This is a genomic window from Stenotrophomonas maltophilia (genome assembly GCF_039555535.1).
In the GTDB taxonomy this organism is placed as follows: Bacteria; Pseudomonadota; Gammaproteobacteria; order Xanthomonadales; family Xanthomonadaceae; genus Stenotrophomonas; species Stenotrophomonas maltophilia_Q.
In genome coordinates this window covers 1,987,181-2,007,432 of the sequence record NZ_CP154630.1, presented here as the reverse complement: position 1 = coordinate 2,007,432, position 20,252 = coordinate 1,987,181, and the positions used below count along the sequence as shown (strand labels likewise).

Below are 20,252 nucleotides of genomic sequence, written 5' to 3'. Positions count from 1 at the left end.
GGTGCAGCGTTCATGCCGCGCAGGGGTTGCCAGGCAACGTCCCGCAGGCCTATGGACGGGCCGGTCTGCGCGCGGGACCCTCCTCCCGGCGTGACAACCTGCCTGCCCAGGCCGCGCAGGGCGGCCCAATCCTGTGAAGATTGTGCGAGGGCGTTCACACCTGTCAACAGGACCTAAGTCACAGGGGCAACCCGGCCAGCGGTTATCAGGCCATCACCGGCGGTCATCAGCGCGCCGCGCGAGGCTGCCGATAATGAGGGTCCCTGGCCACGAACCGAGCCCATGACCGTCCATCGCGACTTCGACCATCTCTGGCGCGACCGCTGTGACACCTCCAGCCAGCGCGCGCCGCGCGTGTTGATCCGGGTGTTCGTGGCCCCGGGGGAGCTGGAGCGCAGCGTGGCCTTCTACGAGCAGTTGCAGGGCGTGGTGGCCGATGCGGGGTTCCCGTTTCCGGAGGCCGGGCTGCGCCTGGCGATGGTCGGTGCGTTCCTGCTGATCGAAGGCAGCGAGGCGGCGCTGGCACCGTTCACTTCGACCACGGGGACACTGCTGGTCGATGACGTCCGGCCCTATCACGACAAACTGGTCGCGGCTGGCGCCGAGATCATCTTCCCGTTGCAGGTGGTACCCACCGGGGCGGCGTTCAACGCGGTGCATCCCGATGGCACGGTGGTCGAGTACGTGCATCACCGGCCGGATCCGCAGGGGCGGTGAGGGTTCGGCCGGGCGGCGCCCGGCACCCGCAGAGGCGACAGCCAAAGCCAAAGCAACAGCCGGGCTCCTGTGGGTAGGCGACGGCCTGCTGTAGAGCCGAGCCCATGCTCGGCTGCTCTTCGTCCAACTCTCGGAATATTCGATTTCGATGGAGATTCATCCACGCATGGCGTGGATCTACAATCCCTCCATGTCCTCCCCTGCCCTGCCCTGGAATGGCACGTTGCTGCTGGATGCTCACGTGGCCGTGCTGCAGGGCCATGCCGGTGACAGCGATGTACATGCGCACTACGCCCACCAGCTGCTGTTGAGCGAGGATGTTCCCTGGCGGGTCGAAATCGACGGTGTGCGCCAGCAGGGCCAGCGGCTGTGGCTGCCTTCGTTCCAGCCGCACGCGATCCTGTCGGCGCCGGAGGCGGGCTGCACGGTGTTCCTTGAGCCGGCGCATGCCGACCTCGAACAGATCCAGCAGCACCTGCACGCGCTGCCCGACACTGCGATGGAACTGCAGGACTGGCTGCCGCGATTGAGCCGCGCGCAGCCATTGGACCGGCGGGTGCAGGCAGCGCTGGCCCGTATCACCCAGCACCTGCCCGGCCCGGTGCCGGCCGCCGACATCGCCGAGGCGGCGCATCTGTCGACCAGCCAGCTGCACCGGCGTTTCCAGTCTGACCTGGCGGTGACCCTGCGCGGCTGGGTGCTGTGGCAACGCTTGCGTGCCGCGCTCGCGCACCACCTGCAGGGGCACAGCCTGACCGACAGTGCACATGCCGCCGGCTTCGCCGACCTGGCCCATCTCTCGCGCAGCCTGCGCCGCATGTTCGGCATCGGTGCCGCACAGCTGCAGGGCCTGCAGCTTCACGCGGCCTGACACGTTCGATCATTCGCGCCTGCGCAGGCCTTCGGGCAGCTCCGGCACCTCGCCATGTGGCAGTTCTCGGAACGGCGCCAGCAGCTGCCCGGGGTAATCGCGCGGATAGTCCGGCTGGCTGCCGATGCCGAGGTCGTGCTGACGCAGCCGATAGCCCGGCGCATCGAAGGCGGTCCCCAGCAGGTGATCCCAGGCGGTCAGGAACAGGCCGAAGTTGACGTCGCCCGCGGTGCCGTAACGCATGTGGTGGAAGCGGTGCAGCGGCGCCCAGGCCATCACCCGGCCCAGCACGCCGGGGCGCATGTCCACGTTGGAGTGCTGCAGCAGCAGCTGGATGGCAATGGCGAACGCCAGCACCGCAGCCACCGGCATCGGCAGGCCCACCAGCAGCAGCGGCAGCACGCCGCCCACCGCTTCGGCCGCCTGGTGCAGCGGGTGTTTCATCAGGCCGTTGAAGCCATACATGCGGGTGACGCTGTGATGCACCGCATGCAGCCGCCACAACCAGCCAATGCGATGGCTGGCGTAGTGCACCAAGGTGATGCCGAGATCAGCGCAGACGATGGTCAGCAGCACCTGCAACGCGAATGGCCACTGCACCGGCCACAACTGCCACGGAATGATCGCCGCAAGCAACGGCACCGCGGCGATCGACAGCAGGTTCAGGCCTTCGTTGACCAGCGCATGCAGGGTGTCACGCAGGCTGTCGCCGTGGTCGTGGTTGAACGCGGGGTCGTACGGCCAGGCACGCTCGGCGGCGAACGAGACCGCGATGGCGACCGCCAGCAAGGCCAGCAACCACAGCGGGTCACCGTGGCAGTGGCCGACCCAGACGACGGCAGCGGCAATGAAACCCAGCAGGAACAACGGGGCATACAGGCGGAGCATCCAGTGCTTCATGGGCAACCCGGAAAGTGAGGGGCCTGCATGCTGGCGCCGCGTATGGGGTGCTGGCTTGAACAAACGGCGCAACCCGCGCGCACCGGGTAGACGCCGACCTTGGTCGGCGCCGCGTTTCCCACATCACGCATGGCGCGGCTCTACAATGGCGCCCTCATCGCGCCCGGGGCCGGCATGGATTCCTTCAACCTGATGCGTGCCTTCCGCCGCATCGTCGAACGCGGCGGGCTGGCCCGCGCCGCCGAAGACCTGGGCATGTCGCCTGCCGGGCTGAGCAAACAGCTGCGCACGCTGGAAACCCACCTGGGCGTGGTGCTGCTGCAGCGGACCACGCGGCGCATGAGCCTGACCGAGACCGGCCACGCCTATTACCGCGAATGCTGCCGCCTGCTCGACGAATTGGACGCATTGGAACGCGGCATCGCCGAGCAGCGTGGCGAGGTGGCCGGACGCCTGCGCGTCAATGCGCCGCAGTCGTTCGCGCTGAGCACGCTGTCGCCGCTGCTGCCACGCTTCCTGCAGCAGCATCCGCAGCTGTCGCTGGACCTGGTGATGGAAGACCGCCTGCTCGACGCGGTCGGTGAGGGTTTCGATGTATCGCTGCGGCTGCGTGCCGAGCTGGATGATTCACGGCTGGTGGCACGCCGCCTGGCCTCGCTGCAGCAGGTGCTGTGCGCGGCGCCGTCCTACCTGCAGCAGCACCCTGCACCACAGGCAGTGGACGATCTGCAGGTCCACAGCGTGCTGGCCTACAGCCTGTCCGACTCACCCGGCAGCTGGCCGCTGCTCGGCCCGGATGGCCAGGTGACGATCACCCTGCCAGCGCGCGTGACCGTCAACAACAGCCTGCTGCTGCGCGACCTGCTGGTGGCCGGCATGGGCATCGGCGCGCTGCCCTCGTTCCTGGCGGCACCGGCGCTGGCCCGTGGCGAACTGCAGCAGGTGCTGCCCGACCACCGCTATCCGCCGCGCTTCGTGCATGCGGTCTATCCCACCTCGCGCCACCTGCAGCCCAAGGTGCGTGCCTTCATCGATTTCCTGCACGCCGAGCTGCCCGGCTGCGCCGGCCTGGATTCGTAACCGCCAGCGAAAACTGAGCTGCCCGCGGCGCGCTGTTTCAGCCACGCCACGCTGCCTACTCTGCCGCCTCCCCTCTCACCGATGGCAGGCAGATGTCTTCCGTTCCGTCCCCCACCACCGCCGTGCCGGTGGTCGATTTCTTCCACGACGTGGTCTGCGGCTGGTGCTTCGTGTTGGCCCCGCGCCTGCAGCAGGTCTCGGCCGAACTCGGCATCCAGGTGCGCCACCGCAGCTTCGTGCTGCAGGACTCGCGCGCGCAGATGGTGGAGGTGTTCGGCTCGATGGAGCGCGCCAAGGCGATCATCCTGCGCCACTGGACCGACTGCGCCGCGCATGAAGACACCGCGCGCATCGATATCGAAGGCATGCGCGCACAGGATTTCGAATATCCCTCCGGCTGGCTCGGCGCACTGGCCTGCCAGGCCGCCGGATTGATGGGCGGCAACAACGCCCATGGCGCGATGTTCGATGCCGTGCAGTGGGCGCACCTGCACCAGCACCGCAACATCGGTGATGCCGAAGTACTGCTGGATATCGCCGAATCGCTGGGCCACCCACGTGGCGCGTTCGCTGACCACATGCATAGCGACGCAGTGTGCCAGCGTGTGCAGGACGATCGTGCCGAAGCCGCTGCCCTTGGCATCCGTTCCATACCCACCGTGATCGGCGGCAACGGCCTGCGCCTGCAGACCCTGCCGCTGCCACACCTGCGCCAGGCCCTGGCGCCCCTGGTCGCGGCCTGAGCCGCACCCTCCCCCACCCTGCAAGGAGACTTCCCATGACCCCACGCATCCTGGCCACCGCGCTGGCCCTGCTGCTGGCCGGCGCCGCCGCGTCCACCACCGTGTCCGCGCACGAACGCGTTCCCTCCGGCCAGCAGGTCGGCACCAGCCCCTGGGGGCCGAAGGACGAGATCGGCCGCCTCAACCTGATCACCGAGGCCTCGCGCGCGGCGATCCTGTCGCGGGTCAGCGGCGGCAAGGCCTATGACCTGGCCACCGAGTACTACGTCGGCATGCCCAGCTGGCAGGATGCCGGCGACCCGCACTACCAGTTCTGGATGACCCACACCCCGCGCGGCACGGTGATGGACGACCCGATGGGCGTGGGCGAGACCATGAACCTCACCCGCAGCTACACCGGCACCGCGTTCTCGATGTACAGCCACACCGGTACCCACATCGATGCGCTGAACCATTTCGGCATCCACGGGAAGATCTGGAACGGCTTCGAGGCCGACAAGCATCTTGGCGACCGTGGCTGGAATGTCACCGGCATCGAGAAATTCCCGCCGCTGATCGCGCGGGGCGTGCTGATCGACGTGGCCGCCGCCAAGGGCGTGGACATGCTGCCGGACAGCTACCGCGTCACCCGCCAGGACCTGAAGGATGCGCTGGCACGCCAGAAGGTGAAACTGCAGCAGGGCGACGTGGTGCTGATCCGCACCGGCCGCATGCGCCTGTTCGAACAGCCCAAGGCGTACATGGCCAACCCGCCGGGCATGGGCCTGGACGCGGCGCGCTTCCTGGTCGAGGACAGCGGCGCGATGATCGTCGGTGCCGACAACCTCAGCTTCGAGACCTTCCCCTCGGAGGTGTCCGACGACTACGTGCCGCTGCACACCTACCTGCTGGCCCAGCAGGGCGCGCCGATCATCGAGCTGGTGGCGCTGGACGAACTGGCCCGCGACAAGGTCTACGAGTTCGCCTTCATCGGCGGCCCGCTGAAGATCCGCGGCGGCGATGCCGCACCGCTGCGACCGGTGGCATTGCCAGTGCGCCCGTAACCGGGAACTGTGGGTGCCGACCTTGGTCGGCACTCCTTTTTACCCTTCAGCAACCTGAAACCGGACCCTCCGATTTCATTAGTAATTTTACTCACAAGGCGAGTAGCATGTCTGGTCTCAGCCCCTGATACCGGCCCGTCGATACTCGCGCCATGCCCGCCGTCTCCGCCCGTTCCTGCCGTTTCCAGCCCGCCCGGCGCCTCCCCTGGAGGGCCGGCTGATGGGTGCCGTCGTCGCCCTCGACCGGCTGCTTGACGGCCGCCAGCTGTGGCGCGGCCCGGCCCGCCAGGGGCCGGCCAGCGACCACCTGGCCAGCGGCCACCCGGCACTGGACGCGCGCCTGCCCGGCGGCGGCTGGCCGGCCAGCGGGCTGTGCGAGGTACTGCAGGGCGCGCCCGGGGTGGGCGAGCTGGCCCTGGTCTGGCCCGCACTGGCGAAGCTGAGCCAGCGCGACCGCCCGATCGTGCTGGTCGCCCCGCCCTATCGCCCGCATGCCCCGGCCTGGGCGGCAGCCGGGCTGGACCTGGCCCAGCTGCAGATCATCCACGCCGCACCGAAACAAGCGCTCTGGGCCGCCGAGCAGTGCCTGCGCTCTGCCGCCTGCGCGGCGGTGCTGTGCTGGCCACACCAGGCCGACGACCGCGCCCTGCGCCGCCTGCAGGTGGCCGCCGACAGCGGCCAGTGCCTGGGCTTCGTGTTCCGCGAGGCGCAGGCGGCGCGCAACCCCTCTCCGGCCAGCCTGCGCCTGCAGCTCGACCACGGCCAGGTGCGGGTGCTGAAGTGCCGAGGCGGTCTGCCGCCGGCGCAGCCGTTGCCGCTGGCCATCGTCCACTGAGGTCGCGCCATGCACTGGGCCTGCCTGTTGTTGCCGCAGCTGGCGCTGGACAGCGTGCTGCGCCTGCAGCCGGACCCGCAGCGGCCACTGGTGCTGCTGCAGGGGCCGGCACAGCGTCGCGTGCTGCGTGCGGTCAGCCCGGCCGCCCGCGCAGCGGGGCTGCGCCCGGGCATGCTGCTGTCGGCCGCGCAGGTGCTGGTGCAGGACCTGCATCTGCACGATTACGACCCCAACGCCGAACAGCACACCCGACAGCTGCTGGCCAGCTGGGCCTACGCTTACAGCTCGCAGGTCAGCCTCGATTTCCCGCATGCGCTGGTGCTGGAGATCGGCGCCAGCCGCGCCCTGTTCGGCGACTGGCTGACGATCCAGCAGCGGCTTCGCAACGAACTGCACGAACTTGGCTTCCGTCACCGTCTGGTGGCCGCACCTACCCCACATGCCGCGCGCGTGCTGGCCAACGTCCACGATGGCCTCGGCATCGATGCGCAGCAGCTGCCGGCGGCGCTGGCACAACTGCCGTTGCCGCGCTGCGGCCTGCCCAGCGAAGCGGTGACCGTACTGGGCCGCTCCGGACTGCGCACGCTGGGTGCGGTGCTCGAACTGCCGCGCGACAGCCTGGCCCGGCGCTTCGCCCCCGAGGTACTGCAGCAGCTGGATGCATTGCGTGGGCTGCCCACCGCGCCACTGCGCTACTACCAGCCACCGGACCGGTTCGATGCGCGCATCGAATTCGAATACGAGATCGAATCCAGCCAGGCCCTGTTGTTCCCGCTGCGTCGCCTGCTGCTGGACCTGGCCGCCTTCCTGTGCTCGCGCGATGGCGGCGTGCAACGCTTCGACCTGCATTTCGAGCATGACCTGCTGCCGGCCAGCGTGCTGACCATCGGCCTGCTGGCACCCGAACGCGATCCCACACTGCTGTTCGAGATCGCGCGCAATCGCATGGAGGCCTTCGCCCTGCCCGCTGGCAGCCGCGCACTGCGCCTGCAGGCCGAGCAGCTGCCGCCGTTCGTGCCCGCCGCACGCGACCTGTTCGATACCCGGCCGGCGCAGGCCATGCCCTGGAGCCAGCTGCGTGAGCGCCTGCGCGCACGGCTGGGCGATGACGCCGTGCAGCCGCTGGCGGTACAGGCCGACCATCGCCCTGAACGCGCCAGTGGTATCCAGCCCCCGACCAAACCGCCCGCTTACTGGCCACTGCGCCCAGGCTGGCTGCTGGACACCCCGCAACCACTGCGTGATCCGCGCCTGCGCATCATCGCCGGGCCGGAGCGGATCGAATCGGGCTGGTGGGACCAGGCCGACGCGCGCCGCGATTACTACGTGGTGGAAACCGCACACGGCCAGCGCGGCTGGGCGTTCCGCACACGCAATGACCCGCATGCGCCGTGGATGCTGCACGGCTGGTTCGGCTGAGCCGCCATGCACAGCGAACTGCCCGGCTACGCCGAACTGCACTGCCTGTCAGCCTTCAGTTTCCAGCGTGGTGCTTCGATCGCCGAAGAGCTGTTCGCGCGCGCCGCCGGCCAGGGCTACCGCGCGTTGGCGATCACCGACGAATGCTCGCTGGCCGGCATCGTGCGTGCCTGGCAGGCGGCGAAGGCGCATGGCGTGGCGCTGATCGTCGGTGCCGAATTCCAGGTCGAGGACGGACCCAAGCTGGCCCTGCTGTGCACCGACCAGGCCGCCTATGCCGGGCTGTGCCAGTTGATCACTACCTGCCGGCGGCGCGCGGCCAAGGGCGAGTACCGTTGCCTGCGCGAGGACCTGCTCGGCCTGCCCGACGGCCTGCTGTGCCTGTGGCTGGACCGGCAACCGGCCGCCACCGATCTGGAACTGCTGCGCGCCGGCTTCAATGATCGACTGTGGCTGGCGGTGGAACTGCACCACGAACACGACGACGCACGCCGCCTGCAGCAGCTGCAGGCCTTCGGCGAACGCCATCACCTGCCGCTGGTCGCCAGTGGCGATGTGCACATGCACGTGCGACGCCGCCGCGCCCTGCAGGACACGCTGACCGCGATCCGCCATCGCTGCAGCGTGGCCGAAGCCGGCTGGCGCCTGTTTCCCAACGGCGAGCGCCACCTGCGCCCGCGCAGCGCACTGGCCCAGTTGTACCCGCCCGAACTGCTGGCCGAGACCCTGCGCATCGCAGAACGCTGCCACTTCACCCTGGAGCAGCTGCAGTACACCTACCCGCGCGAACTGGTGCCGGAGGGGCATGACCCGGACAGCTGGCTGCGCGAGCTGGTCGAAGAAAAGATTCCCTGGCGTTGGCCAGAAGGCATCAAGGACGCACAGCGCAAGCAGATCGAACATGAGCTGGCGTTGATCCGGGAGAAAAACTACGCCTCCTACTTCCTTACCGTGCATGACATCGTGCGCTTCGCCCGCAGCCAGGACATCCTCTGCCAAGGGCGTGGCTCGGCGGCCAACTCGGCGGTGTGCTTCGTGCTGGGCGTGACCGAGATCGATCCTGCGCGCAGCAACCTGCTGTTCGAACGCTTCATCTCCGCCGAGCGCGACGAGCCGCCGGATATCGACATCGACTTCGAGCACGAGCGCCGCGAAGAGGTGCTGCAGTACGTGTTCAAGCGCTATGGCCGCGAACGTGCTGCGCTGACCGCAGTGGCGATCAGTTACCGTGGCCGCAGCGCGATCCGCGACGTCGCCCGCGCACTCGGCCTGCCGATGGACCAGGTCAACGAACTGGGGGCGGCGATGGACCATTGGGGCGGTCATGTACCGCTGCCGGAGACCCTGCGCGAGCGCGGCTTCGATCCGGACACACCGCTGATGCGGCGACTGCTGGCACTGACTGCCGAACTGATCGACTTCCCGCGCCACCTGTCGCAGCACCCGGGTGGTTTCGTGATCTCCGAACATCCGCTGTCGACGCTGGTACCGGTGGAGAACGCGGCGATGGCCGATCGCACCGTCATCCAGTGGGACAAGGACGACCTGGATGCCACCGGCCTGATGAAGGTCGACTGCCTGGCACTGGGCATGCTCACCGCCATCCGCAAGTGCCTGGCGATGCTCAAGCAGCACGGCCTGCACGAAGGACGCATGGATGCGATCCCCGATGAAGACGGTCCGACCTACGACATGATCTGCGCCGCCGACACCATCGGCGTATTCCAGATCGAGTCGCGCGCGCAGATGGCCATGTTGCCACGCCTGCAGCCACGCGAGTTCTATGACCTGGTGATCGAAGTGGCGATCGTGCGTCCCGGCCCGATCCAGGGTGACATGGTGCACCCCTATCTGGAGCGGCGAAGGATCCTGCGCGAGCAAGGCCCGGATGCGCTGAACGATCCGGATAATCCGCTCTATCCATCACGGCTGGAACGCGTGTTCGCACGCACGTTGGGCGTGCCGCTGTTCCAGGAACAGGTAATGCAGCTGGCGGTGGTGGCTGCCGATTACACACCAGGCCAGGCCGATGCGCTGCGCCGCTCGATGGCGGCCTGGAAACGCCGTGGCGGGCTGGAACCGCATCGCGAGAAGCTGCTGTCCGGCATGCTGAAGAACGGCTTCAGCCGCGAGTATGGCGAGCACCTGTTCGAGCAGATCAAGGGCTTCGGCGATTACGGTTTCCCGGAAAGCCACGCCGCCAGCTTCGCCCTGCTCACCTATGCCAGCTGTTGGCTGAAGTGCCACCACCCGGCCGCGTTCACCGCCAGCCTGATCAACAGCCAGCCGTTGGGGTTCTACAGCCCCGATCAACTGCTGCAGGACGCACGCCGCCATGGCATCCGCGTGCTGCCGGTGGACGTGCGCCACAGCGACTGGGACTGCACCCTGGATTTCAGCAAGGGCGCGGCGTCGATCCGGCTCGGCCTGCGCCTGATCGACGGCTGCAACGAAGCGGCCGTGCAGGCCATCATGCGCGAGCGCGCGCGGCGGCCGTTCGAGGACGTCGGCGACCTGTGCCAGCGCACCGCCCTGGACCGCCGCCACCAGGGCCTGCTGGCCGATGCCGGTGCGCTGCGTGGGCTCAGCGGCCATCGCCATCGCGCACGCTGGGATATCTCCGGCGTGGAGAACCGGTTGCCCTTGTTCGACCAGGCGCGTGCCACCGCCGAGGCCCGCGTGCCGTTGCCGCTGCCCAGCGCATGGGACGACATGCAGGCCGATTACCGCAGCACCGGCACCACCCTCGGCCGCCATCCGATCTCGTTCCTGCGCACGCAGCTGCGCAGCCGTGGCTGCCTGGATGCCGCACAACTGGCGGGGCACGGCCATGGCCGCCGCGTGCGCATCGCCGGCCTGGTACGCATGCGCCAGCGCCCGCAGACCGCCAGTGGCGTTACCTTCCTGACCCTCGAGGACGAGACCGGCATGGTCAATGCGGTGGTCTGGCGCCACCTGGCCGACCGCCAGCACCGGGTGCTGGTCGACACCCAGCTGATGCAGATCGATGGCCGCCTGGAACGCGTTGATGGCGTGCAGCATGTCATCGTGCAGCGCATGCATTGCCTGGATGAGCTGCTGCAGGGACTGCGCAGCCACAGCCGCGATTTCCACTGACGATACACATCGTCACACAACGAACTGGCCTTTTCCCGCTGGCATCCGCTATCGTCGGCACATCCAAGGAAGGACGACCCGATGCCCCGTGCGCTGCTGCTGACCACCCTGGTGGTCTCGACCCTTGCCCTGCTCGTTTCCGGCTGGACCGCCTGGAGCCTGCATCGCAGCCAATCGCCAGAGCGGATCATCGAAGCGCGCGGCCTCGTCATCCGCGACGCAGGCGGCCAGCCGCGGGTGATCCTTGGTGCGCCGGTGCCGGACCCCCTCAGCAAGGGCCGCACCCAAGGCCCGCGTGCCACCGCGCTGTCCGGCCTGATCCTGCTTGGGCCCGACGGTTCCGAGCGCGGCGGTTATGGCACCAGCGACCGCGGCGGCGAAGCCCTGCTCACTCTGGACGATGCCACCGGCACCACCGAAGTCTTCAAGGTCGTCGCCAACCCGGACCGTGGCGCCAGCCTGATGGTCAAGCACCAGAACAACACCGGCGCCATGCTCACGTCCTGGCAGGGCAAGCCGGAGCTGATGTTCGTCGATGACAGTGGCCAGTCCTACTACGTGCGCCCGGGCGCGAACGCCGCGCCCTGACCTGCTTGTGTAGAGTCGAGCCATGCTCGACTGCTTCTATCAACAGCAGCCGAGCATGGCTCGGCTCTACAAAGGCGAAGCAACGTCGGGCATGGCTCGACGCTACACCCCACACACCGCCGCCAGATCATCGGCCAGCTGCCGCAGCTGCGCCGCCCCCAGCGCCGCGCAGGTGAGGCGCAGGCCATGCCCCGGTGCTGCCACCGCGAACACTTCGCCCGCGCGCACATGCCATCCGCGCGAAGCCAGCGCCAGCACCTGCGGATGGCTGTCAGCCTGCAGCGGCAGCCACAGGTTCAATCCTTCCATCGGCTGTGGCGTCGGCACGCCACGCGCCCGCAGCAGTTCCTGCAGCGACTGCAACCGCTGCTGGTAACACTTCCCCGCCGAGACGATCTTCGCCCGTTGCGACGCCGACGCCAGTACCGACGTCGCCGCATCCTGCAGCAGGTGACTGACCCAGCCAATACCGGACGCCAACCGCAACCGCAGCCGCATCGCAGTCTCTTCATCGCAGGCCAGCCAGGCCAGCCGCAGGTCCGGGCCCAGCGGCTTGGACAGCGAGCGCAGCAGCGCCCAGCGCCGGCCATCCAGCGGCAGCACCGAGTGATAGGCCTGCTGCGAGAGCAGTGCGTAGTGATCGTCGATCAACACCGCCACCTGCGGATAGGCGGCCAGCAGCTGGCGCAATGCGCGTGCCCGCTTCGCATCCAGGCTGGCACCGGTCGGATTGTGCGCCCGTGGGGTCAACAGCACCGCACGTGCGCCGCTCTCCAGCGCCTGCCGCAGCGATTCGACCTGCATGCCGTGTTCATCCACCGCCACCGGCAACGGCGCGTGGCCCACAGCATTGAGCACATTGAGGCTGCCGAGGAAGCATGGATCTTCCACCGCGATGCGATCGCCCGGCAGCAGCCACGCCGCCAGCAGGCGTTCGATGCCATCGACCGCGCCATGGGTCAGTTCCAGCGCATAGCCCTCGGGGCAGTCCACATCCAGCGAGGCCCGCGCCAACGCTTGCAGTCGCGGATCGACCGTGCCCACGCCATACAGCCGTGGCGCGGCCGGCGCCAGGCGCAGACTGGGCAACAGGCGCGGGTCCGGATTGCCACCGGCCAGGTCATGCAGGGCCAGCCCGGGCACACTGCCCTCGCGGGCCAGCGTCGGCGGCAGGCCACGCACCACCGTGCCGCGCCGGCCCGCGGTGCTGGCCAGGCCCGCCGCATCCAATCGCTTGTAGGCGGCGGCCACGGTGTTGCGATTGACCCCCAGCTGGTCGGCCAGATCGCGCACCGGCGGCAGCACGCTGCCGGCTGGCAGACGGCCCTTGCCGATGCCATCGCGGATGCTGTCGAAGATCGACTCGGCGCTATGCCCGGTGATTTTCATTTTGTCCTATGCCAAAATAATTCTTGTCCTGTGCCAGTGTATCCCACCCTGGCCGCCCTGCATTGGAGGTGCCCGCATGCCCCTTGCCGCCGCCGACTGGCCCGTCGCCCAGTCTGTTGAACAGATCGCCGCCAACCTGGTCACGGTGCGACAACGCATCGCCGATGCCTGTGCCCGCGTAGGCCGGGATCCGGCCAGCGTGCGCCTGCTGCCAGTCAGCAAGACCGTCGATGACGCCCGCATCCGCATGGCGGTGGCCGCCGGCTGCCACGAACTGGGCGAGAACAAGGTGCAGGAGGCACAGCGCAAGGCCGAGACAATGGCCGACCTGGGCGTGCACTGGTCGGTGATCGGCCATCTGCAGACCAACAAGGCACGCTACGTGGCGCGCTTTGCCAGCGAGTTCCAGGCGCTGGACAGCCTGCGCGTAGCCGAGGCGCTGCAGCAGCGCCTGCAGCTGGAAAATCGCACACTGGATGTATTCGTCCAGGTCAACACGTCTGCGGAACCCAGCAAGTACGGCCTGGAACCCGACGCCGTCGAGACCTTCGTGCAGCAGCTGCCAGTCTTCGACAGGCTACGCGTGCGCGGCCTGATGACCCTGGCCATCTTCGCTCCCGAAGTCGAACGTGTGCGCGCGTGCTTCGTGCGCCTGCGTGAACTGCGCGACCAGCTGCAGCATACCGCCCCACCCGGCATCGACCTGTCGCAGCTGTCGATGGGCATGTCCGGGGACTTCGAAGTGGCCATCGAGGAAGGCGCCACCGTAGTCCGCGTCGGCCAGGCCATCTTCGGCGCCCGCGCCACTCCGGACAGCTTCTACTGGCCGAACAACGGAGCCCCGGCATGAAGAACGCGGTTGTCCTGCAACACGTTGCCTTTGAAGACCTCGGCACCCTGCAGCCACTGCTGTTGGCGCAGGGCTGGCAACTGCAGGTGCTGCAGGCTGGTGTAGATGCACTCGATCCGGCCGAAGCGGCTGACCTGCTGGTGGTGCTGGGGGGGCCGATCAGCGTCAACGATGTTGATCTTTACCCGTTCCTCAACGACAGCATCGCGCTGTTGAAGGCGCGGTTGCAGCAGCAGCGGCCCACGCTGGGCATCTGCCTCGGCGCGCAGCTGATGGCGCGAGCGCTGGGTGCCAGCGTTGCCCCCAGTGGCGGCAAGGAGATCGGTTTCGCGCCCCTGCTGCTCACCGATGAGGGCCAGCGCTCGCCGCTGCAGGCACTGCAGGGCATTCCGGTACTGCACTGGCACGGCGAGGCGTTCGAGCTTCCAGCCGATGCACGCCGCCTGGCCAGCACGCCGGCCTGCCGCCACCAGGCCTTTGCTATCGGTCAGCACGCGTTGGCCCTGCAATGCCATCCGGAACTGGATGCCCGCCAGTTCGAGCGTTGGCTGATCGGCCACACGCTGGAGCTGGCCCAGGCCGGCATCGACCCCAACGACCTGCGCGCGCAGGCACGCCGCTATGGCGCACCACTGGCCGCAGCCGCTACCGCGATGTTCGACCACTGGCTGCAGGACCTGCAGGAGATACCGCGATGAACTACCGGTTGCAGATCCACCGCAACGGCGCCTACTGGGGCCACTTCGACTGCAGCGGACCTGATGCCCTGCAGCGCATGGACAGCATCGCCGCGCAGCTGCCTGCCCACCAGGGCTTCCAGTTGAAGCGGCAGAAGGGGGTCGGCGAAGAGCGCATCCTGTCCAGCAATGCCGACGGACTGCGTGTGCTGGCCGCGCAGATCCAGTACCGCGATCTCTGACGATCGTCACGGTAGTGCTGGCCGCATGCCAATTTTCCAGCCTGCTGACCTTGCCACGCGGCAACCACCACCCGTCGACGCACATCGCACATGGATGCAAATGATTCTCTTTTGCTGTAAGGTGCAGCCGCTGCCCTTGCCGCCGCGGGCTGTTCCCTTTCCCAGTTGTCGCCCGCCCCGTGTCCACGCCTGTCGAACCGACGGATGTCGCGCATCTGTGCGCGGCCCATTACCGGCCGCTGCACGCCCATGTCCGCCGTAAACTCCCGCAACGCAGCGACGCCGATGACGTCGTCCAGGAAACCTGGCTGCGTGTCGTCAAAGTCGCCGCCAGCGGTCTGCTGAGCAATGGCCGTGCATACCTGTATCGCGTTGCCCACAACCTGATCGTCGACCACTATCGGCAACGCCAGCGTCGTCGCGAAGAGGCGCTGGAGGATGCCCAGCTGCATGCCATCGCCGATCCTGCGCCCCTGCCGGAACAGCGCCTGCTTGATGCCGAACAGCTGCGCCATCTCGATGCCATCATCGCCGCGTTGCCGCCGCGCGCGCGGCAGGTGTTCCTGCTGGCCCGCGTGGAACAGATGGCGTTGGCCGAGATCGGCCGCCAGCTCGGCATCAGCCGGCAGACCGCGCATGGCCATCTGCTGCGCGCCCTGGTCGCCCTGCAGCAGGTACCCGGCGCATGAGCCAGGAGGCCATTGCGCGCGAAGCTGCCCGCTGGTGGCTGGATGGGCACGACGGCGACCGCGACGAGAACGCGTTCGAGCAATGGTGCCGGGCCGATCCAAGCCATGCCGCGCAGTACCTGCACCTGCAGCAGCTGTGGCAGGCCGGTGCGACGATGCCCAGCCTGCAGCGGCAACAACAACGACGGCAGCGCCGCCGCCTGGGTGAAGCCGGCCTTGCGGTGCTGCTGCTGTGTGCGCTCGGCCTGTACAGCCGCCATGCCTCACCGCCTGCTGCGCAGGTATTGCGCACCGCGTCCGGCGAGATCCGTGACGAAACCCTGGCGGATGGTTCGCATGTACTGCTGTCGCCGGGCAGCGAAGTGCATGTCCGCATCGACGCACAGCGTCGCCAGCTGCAGCTGGAGCGCGGCCAGGCCTGGTTCCAGGTCAGCGTCGACGCTGCGCGACCGTTTCAGGTACACACACCGCACGGTACCGTCACCGCGCTGGGCACCGCGTTTGATCTGGCCGTGCAGCGTGACGACAGCGTGGTCACGGTCACCGAGCATCGCGTGCGCGTGGACGGCGGCAGCGGCAACCTGCAGGCCACCGAAGGGCAGCAGCTGCGCTTCGACGGAAAGACGGCGGCCCTGCCGCATGCCGCCGATGCAGGTGCGATGGCCTGGCGCGAGCGACGGCTGCATTGGGTGTCCGCTCCGCTTGCCGAGGTGACCCAGGGCCTGGATCGCTGGCATGGCGGGCGCACCTGGATTGTCGGCGCCCGCCTGCGCCAGCAGCCGGTCACTCTGCTCGGCAGTGCTGATGATGCGGCCGGCAACCGCGACCAGCTGGCCGCGCAGCTGCATGTGCGCGTGCTGCGGATCGGCGCAGGAATGCAGGTGTGGCTGCCGCCGCGACGGGAACAACGCGGTGCACCCTGACATCGGCCCTCGTTCCGCGTCTACCCAGGATGACGACGCTCTGCGTCAACCCCTGGAGCCCCCGATGCTGTGCCCCCGCCCCCTTGTCCTTGCCCTGTCGCTGGCCTGCGCCGGCACCGTCCCACTGCTGCCGACCAGTGCCCATGCACAGGCCGCCACGCGCAGCTATGACCTGCCCGCCCAGCCACTGCCTGCCGCACTGGATGCCTACAGCCGGCTGACCGGTATCGATCTGGTCGTCGGCGCGGCGCTTCCCGCCGGTCATGCCGCGCCCGCGCTGCGCGGCGACTTCGACGATGCGCAGGCCCTGTCGCACCTGCTGGCCGGCAGCGGCCTGCGTCCGCGCTTCATCCATGCACGCCGCGCCACCCTGGAGCCGGCGCCGGCCGAACGCCGCGACGGCAGCCGCCGCACCGGCCCGCTGCGTGTGCAGGGCGACACCGCGCACGGCAATGCACCGGGCAGCGGAGCCAGCCAGTACGTGCCGGCCACCCACGATGGCTTCGCACCCACTGTCGGTAGCGAGCGCTTGGCGATGGCCGAACGCCAGGACGGCAACAGCCTGCTGCGCTCGATGCCCGGTACCCACAGCTTCCATTCGCGCAGCCAACCGGGCCTGCAGGTCAACATCCGCGGCATGACCGGTGCCGGCCGGGTCAACACCATGATCGACGGTGTCACCCAGACCTTCCGCAACAATGCCGGCCATGGCTCGGGTGGCCCCTTCGCCTACGTCGATCCGTTCCTGCTGGCCGGTGTGGACGTGCAGCGCGGTGCGGTCGCTGGCGGTGACGGCGCTGGTACGCTGGCCGGCAGTGCCAACTTCCGCACGCTCGATATCGACGATCTGCTCGGCGAGGGTCGCGACTGGGGCCTGCGCGCGGGCTACCGGCATGGCAACAACGGCTATGGCAGCGGCCGCACCTTCGCCGGCGCCTGGCGCCACAGCGAGGACGGCGGTGATCGCCAGTTCGGCCTGCTGGCCGCTGCCAGCAGCAGCCACAGCAGCGAATACGCCACCGCCCGTGGGCAGAAGAACGCTGCCGACCCGGGCAGCCAGCAGCCCAGCAGCTGGCTGCTGAAAGCCCGCCTGCAGCCCAGCGACCAGCATCGGCTGGACCTGAGCCACATGCGCTACGAAAACGACTTCTACCACAATTACCCGTGGCAGATTTCCGCGCGCAACCAGCGCGCCAGCTACCACTACACGCCCTATACGCCGTGGATCGACCTGCGTGCCACCTTCGCCAGCAACAAGACCCGGCTGTTCTACCCGCCGGTGGAGGATTCGAGCTACATCGGCCGCCGCACCCACAGCAGCCTGAGCAGCTGGACCGTCGACAACACCAGCCGCTTTGATATCGGCGCCCTGCAGGCGCGGTGGAACACCGGCATCAAGCATCAGTCGGACATCTACGTGGCCGACACCCCTATCCTGCGCGGTGCCAACCCACAGGGCCGCAGCAAGCTCGACAGCGTGTTCAGCACCCTGGAACTGCAATACGACATCTACGCGCTGACCGCTGGCCTGCGCCAGGATCGATACGGCATCCGCGGCCATATCCCGGTGTGTTCCGACGTGCCGGGCCAATGCACGGAGATCCATGGCGGCGACATCGACGTGCGCCGCAGCGAGCGCGCGCTCAGCCCCAGCCTGGCACTCTCACTGCAGGCCACCGACTGGCTGCAGCTGTTCGCTGAAGTCTCGCGCACCTCGCGGCCGCCGCGTGTGCAGGAGATGTTCTTCGAGAAGATCCCGTTGGAGGGCATGAGTGATGCCGACGGCGTAGGTGCCAATCCGTTCCTGCGCCGCGAGCGCTCACGCAACCTGCAGTTCGGTGCCAACCTCAGCACCGATTCGCTGCTGGTCGACGGTGACCTGGCGCAGCTGCGCATCACCCGTTTCGACAACCGCATCCGCGACTACATCAAGCCGCAGTACCTGCTGATCGTGCATCCGCCGGAACTGGAGCCGTTCGTGGTGCCGATCGACAGCGATCCGCAGCTCAATGCCTGGACCGATGTGCTGGATGCAGACGACTTCACCACCACCACGCGCTGGATGAACCACCCGGGCGTTGTACGCATGCGCGGCATCGAGCTGGAAGCGCACTACGCCAGTGAGCACTACCACGCCACGCTCAGCTGGACCCGCTCGCGCACCAGCGCACCGGCCATCGAGTTCGTCAACCTGGAAGACATCACCGCCCTGCCCGACCGCTACTGGACGCTGGACGTGGGCGGCCGCTGGTGGCAGCAGCGCGTGCAGGCCGGCCTGCGCGCCGAATACTCCGGGCCCACCGAGGAAGGCTACGACTTCTTCCAGACCCGCAAGACCGGCGGCACCGGTGTGCTGCTCGACTTCTACGCCAGCTTCAAGCCACAGGCCAATACCACGCTGTGGCTGAACATCGAAAACCTGCAGAACAAGTCCTATGACAACAATGCCTCGATCGACAGCATCTTCAGCCCGATCCTGGACCGCGGCAACGGCCGTGGCCGCACCGTCTCGATGGGCATCAATGTGGCGTTCTAGCCGTCGCTGGTTGCCGCTGTGCCTGCTGGCGCTGGCGGGCGTGGCTGGCGCCCAGTCGATGCCCGGCACGGTGACCGACCTGGCCAGCGGCCAGCATCTGGACGAGGCCGCATTCGTGCAGCGTGCGGCCAATGCGCAGCGGCTGCTGCTGGGTGAACGCCATGACCTCGCCGGAGACCATGCGGCCCAGCGCTGGCTGCTGCATGCCCTGCAACAGGTGCGCCCGCAAGGCGCGCTGGTGATGGAGATGATTGCCAGCGAGCGCCAGCCGCGCCTGCAACGGGTGCAGCGCTGGCTGGCCAGGGGCACCCATGCCGAGGGTGCACGCCTGCAGGATCTGCTGGACTGGGATGCGCGCTGGCCGTGGGCCGCGTATGGCGGGCTGGTACGGGAGGCTGCCGATGCAGGCACGCCGTTGTTCGGTGGCAACCTGTCGCGTGCCGAGGTCAACGCGCTGCTGGCCTCGACCGAGGGCGTGCGATTCCCAGTGGCCGCTGCCCGCCAGCGCCTGTCGGCGGTGGTGCTGGCCCAGCACGCAGACGCGGCACCGATGCTGGAAGGGATGCTGGCCGTACAACAGGCCCGCGACACGCGCATGGCGCAGGTGCTGCTCGACGCGCCCGCACCGGCGCTGCTGGTAGCAGGTCGCTGGCATGTACTGCGCGGTACCGGGGTACCGGGCTACCTGTCACCGGATACGCCTGCGTTGGTGATCGCATTGGCTTCACCGGGTGAAACCGTCGATGCAGCTGATGCCGATCTGCTGTGGGTGCTGGACGATGAGTGAGCGCGGCCAACACTGGCAGGCGATCGCGATCACCGTCGTCCTGCATCTGCTGCCACTGCTGCTGTTGGTGCACTGGGTCGCGATGCCGCCGATGCTGCCGCCGCCGGAGCAGGACGTGCGCATCAGCCTGCGCCTGCTGGCACCGGCCACGCCGCCACAGCCGGTAGAGGAGCGCCAGGCCGAAACCCCCAGCCAGGCGCAGCAGGCCCGCGCCTCGCAGCCCACGAAGTCACCGCCGCCGCCCAAGTCTACGGCGGCGCGCGACGGAGAGCAGGCCGCCAGCGAAACGGGTGGCACGGGCCGCCAGCCAGTGCCGGTCGCCCCGCCTGCGGCCGCGACCGATGCAAGTCCCGCACCGGCATCGATCACGGCCGCGCCGCCCGCTCCGGACGCGCCACCGGCAGACTTCCAGGCCGGCGCCGCCAGCGACCAGTGGGAAGCCCGCCTGATGGCGCGGCTGGAACGTTACCGCTATTACCCCGCCGCCGCGCGCTCGCGCCGGCAGCAGGGCACTGCCTGGGTCAGGGCCAGCATCGACCGCGAAGGTCGCCTGCTGGCCCTGCGGCTGGAGCAGTCCAGTGGCCAGCCGATGCTCGATGACGCAGCCCTGCAGACCTTCCGTCGCGCCCAGCCACTCCCCCCAATTCCCGATGAACTGAAGGCACCTCAGGAACTGGTGGTACCGGTGGAGTACTACCTGCGCTAGGCGCTGTGGAGCTGCGAGGCAGTCTGCGACCTCAACCCGGGTTGAGGTCAAATACACCCCGCGCAACAGAGCAGTCCGCCATGCGCAACGATCGCAGCGTGCTGTATCGCCGGGCCGATGCTCGGCTGCTCCATGCGAAC

General features: G+C 68.4%; 19 protein-coding genes. 17 read left to right on the top strand and 2 right to left on the bottom strand.

Annotated elements, in window-relative coordinates; all coding sequences use genetic code 11:
* Positions 1-282: 282 nt before the first annotated feature.
* On the top strand, positions 283-717 hold the full coding sequence (locus tag AASM09_RS09325) for a VOC family protein (protein ID WP_049429041.1): 435 nt from the start codon (positions 283-285) through the stop codon (positions 715-717).
* A 166-nt stretch (positions 718-883) separates the two neighbouring features.
* Positions 884-1,588 carry an AraC family transcriptional regulator gene (locus AASM09_RS09320; RefSeq protein WP_100443820.1) on the top strand — a complete coding sequence of 235 codons (705 nt, stop codon included), beginning with the start codon at positions 884-886 and terminating at the stop codon, positions 1,586-1,588.
* A 9-nt stretch (positions 1,589-1,597) separates the two neighbouring features.
* Here AASM09_RS09320 and AASM09_RS09315 read toward each other — a convergent pair whose 3' ends face one another.
* Positions 1,598-2,476: a sterol desaturase family protein gene (locus AASM09_RS09315; RefSeq protein WP_238378689.1), complete on the bottom strand. Its 879-nt coding sequence runs from the start codon at positions 2,474-2,476 to the stop codon at positions 1,598-1,600.
* Between the two features lie 141 nt (positions 2,477-2,617).
* Between AASM09_RS09315 and AASM09_RS09310 the strand changes: the two genes are divergently transcribed.
* The 7 genes from AASM09_RS09310 (at position 2,618) to AASM09_RS09280 (ending at position 11,313) form a co-directional block, all read left to right on the top strand.
* Positions 2,618-3,568, top strand: a complete 951-nt coding sequence (locus AASM09_RS09310; RefSeq protein WP_180849033.1) for a LysR family transcriptional regulator — start codon at positions 2,618-2,620, stop codon at positions 3,566-3,568.
* Positions 3,569-3,660: 92 nt separating this feature from the next.
* Entirely contained in the window at positions 3,661-4,311 is a 651-nt protein-coding gene (locus tag AASM09_RS09305) for a DsbA family oxidoreductase (protein ID WP_049429043.1), read from the top strand.
* A gap of 35 nt (positions 4,312-4,346) precedes the next feature.
* On the top strand, positions 4,347-5,354 hold the full coding sequence (locus tag AASM09_RS09300) for a cyclase family protein (RefSeq protein WP_049429044.1): 1,008 nt from the start codon (positions 4,347-4,349) through the stop codon (positions 5,352-5,354).
* Between the two features lie 220 nt (positions 5,355-5,574).
* The gene (imuA, locus tag AASM09_RS09295) at positions 5,575-6,189 is read left to right on the top strand and encodes a translesion DNA synthesis-associated protein ImuA (protein ID WP_049429045.1); all 615 of its coding nucleotides are present in this window, start codon (positions 5,575-5,577) and stop codon (positions 6,187-6,189) included.
* A gap of 9 nt (positions 6,190-6,198) precedes the next feature.
* A complete protein-coding gene (locus tag AASM09_RS09290; protein WP_049429046.1) occupies positions 6,199-7,608 on the top strand; it encodes a Y-family DNA polymerase in 1,410 nt (469 codons plus the stop codon).
* Between the two features lie 6 nt (positions 7,609-7,614).
* Positions 7,615-10,725 carry an error-prone DNA polymerase gene (locus AASM09_RS09285; protein ID WP_100443819.1) on the top strand — a complete coding sequence of 1,037 codons (3,111 nt, stop codon included), beginning with the start codon at positions 7,615-7,617 and terminating at the stop codon, positions 10,723-10,725.
* An 81-nt stretch (positions 10,726-10,806) separates the two neighbouring features.
* Positions 10,807-11,313, top strand: coding sequence for a hypothetical protein (locus AASM09_RS09280; protein ID WP_049427137.1), 507 nt, complete (start codon positions 10,807-10,809; stop codon positions 11,311-11,313).
* A gap of 102 nt (positions 11,314-11,415) precedes the next feature.
* On the opposite strand, the gene ptsJ is transcribed toward AASM09_RS09280, so the two are convergent.
* Positions 11,416-12,702 carry a transcriptional regulator PtsJ gene (ptsJ, locus tag AASM09_RS09275; protein WP_049427140.1) on the bottom strand — a complete coding sequence of 429 codons (1,287 nt, stop codon included), beginning with the start codon at positions 12,700-12,702 and terminating at the stop codon, positions 11,416-11,418.
* Between the two features lie 76 nt (positions 12,703-12,778).
* On the opposite strand from ptsJ, the gene AASM09_RS09270 reads away from it, so the two are divergent.
* The 8 genes from AASM09_RS09270 (at position 12,779) to AASM09_RS09235 (ending at position 20,112) form a co-directional block, all read left to right on the top strand.
* Positions 12,779-13,552, top strand: coding sequence for a YggS family pyridoxal phosphate-dependent enzyme (locus AASM09_RS09270; RefSeq protein WP_049427141.1), 774 nt, complete (start codon positions 12,779-12,781; stop codon positions 13,550-13,552).
* On the top strand, positions 13,549-14,250 hold the full coding sequence (locus tag AASM09_RS09265; RefSeq protein WP_049427143.1) for a glutamine amidotransferase: 702 nt from the start codon (positions 13,549-13,551) through the stop codon (positions 14,248-14,250). Before AASM09_RS09270 ends, AASM09_RS09265 begins: the two co-directional genes overlap by 4 nt.
* Complete coding sequence (locus AASM09_RS09260; RefSeq protein WP_049427144.1) at positions 14,247-14,471, top strand: hypothetical protein; 225 nt, start codon at positions 14,247-14,249, stop codon at positions 14,469-14,471. Before AASM09_RS09265 ends, AASM09_RS09260 begins: the two co-directional genes overlap by 4 nt.
* Before the next feature lie 179 nt (positions 14,472-14,650).
* Positions 14,651-15,160: an RNA polymerase sigma factor gene (locus AASM09_RS09255; protein WP_049427146.1), complete on the top strand. Its 510-nt coding sequence runs from the start codon at positions 14,651-14,653 to the stop codon at positions 15,158-15,160.
* Positions 15,157-16,083, top strand: coding sequence for a FecR family protein (locus AASM09_RS09250; protein ID WP_100443818.1), 927 nt, complete (start codon positions 15,157-15,159; stop codon positions 16,081-16,083). The genes AASM09_RS09255 and AASM09_RS09250 overlap by 4 nt, the downstream gene beginning before the upstream one ends.
* A gap of 64 nt (positions 16,084-16,147) precedes the next feature.
* On the top strand, positions 16,148-18,619 hold the full coding sequence (locus tag AASM09_RS09245; RefSeq protein WP_100443817.1) for a TonB-dependent receptor: 2,472 nt from the start codon (positions 16,148-16,150) through the stop codon (positions 18,617-18,619).
* Positions 18,606-19,406: a ChaN family lipoprotein gene (locus AASM09_RS09240; RefSeq protein ID WP_049429231.1), complete on the top strand. Its 801-nt coding sequence runs from the start codon at positions 18,606-18,608 to the stop codon at positions 19,404-19,406. Before AASM09_RS09245 ends, AASM09_RS09240 begins: the two co-directional genes overlap by 14 nt.
* On the top strand, positions 19,399-20,112 hold the full coding sequence (locus AASM09_RS09235; protein WP_100443816.1) for an energy transducer TonB family protein: 714 nt from the start codon (positions 19,399-19,401) through the stop codon (positions 20,110-20,112). Before AASM09_RS09240 ends, AASM09_RS09235 begins: the two co-directional genes overlap by 8 nt.
* Positions 20,113-20,252 lie beyond the last annotated feature (140 nt).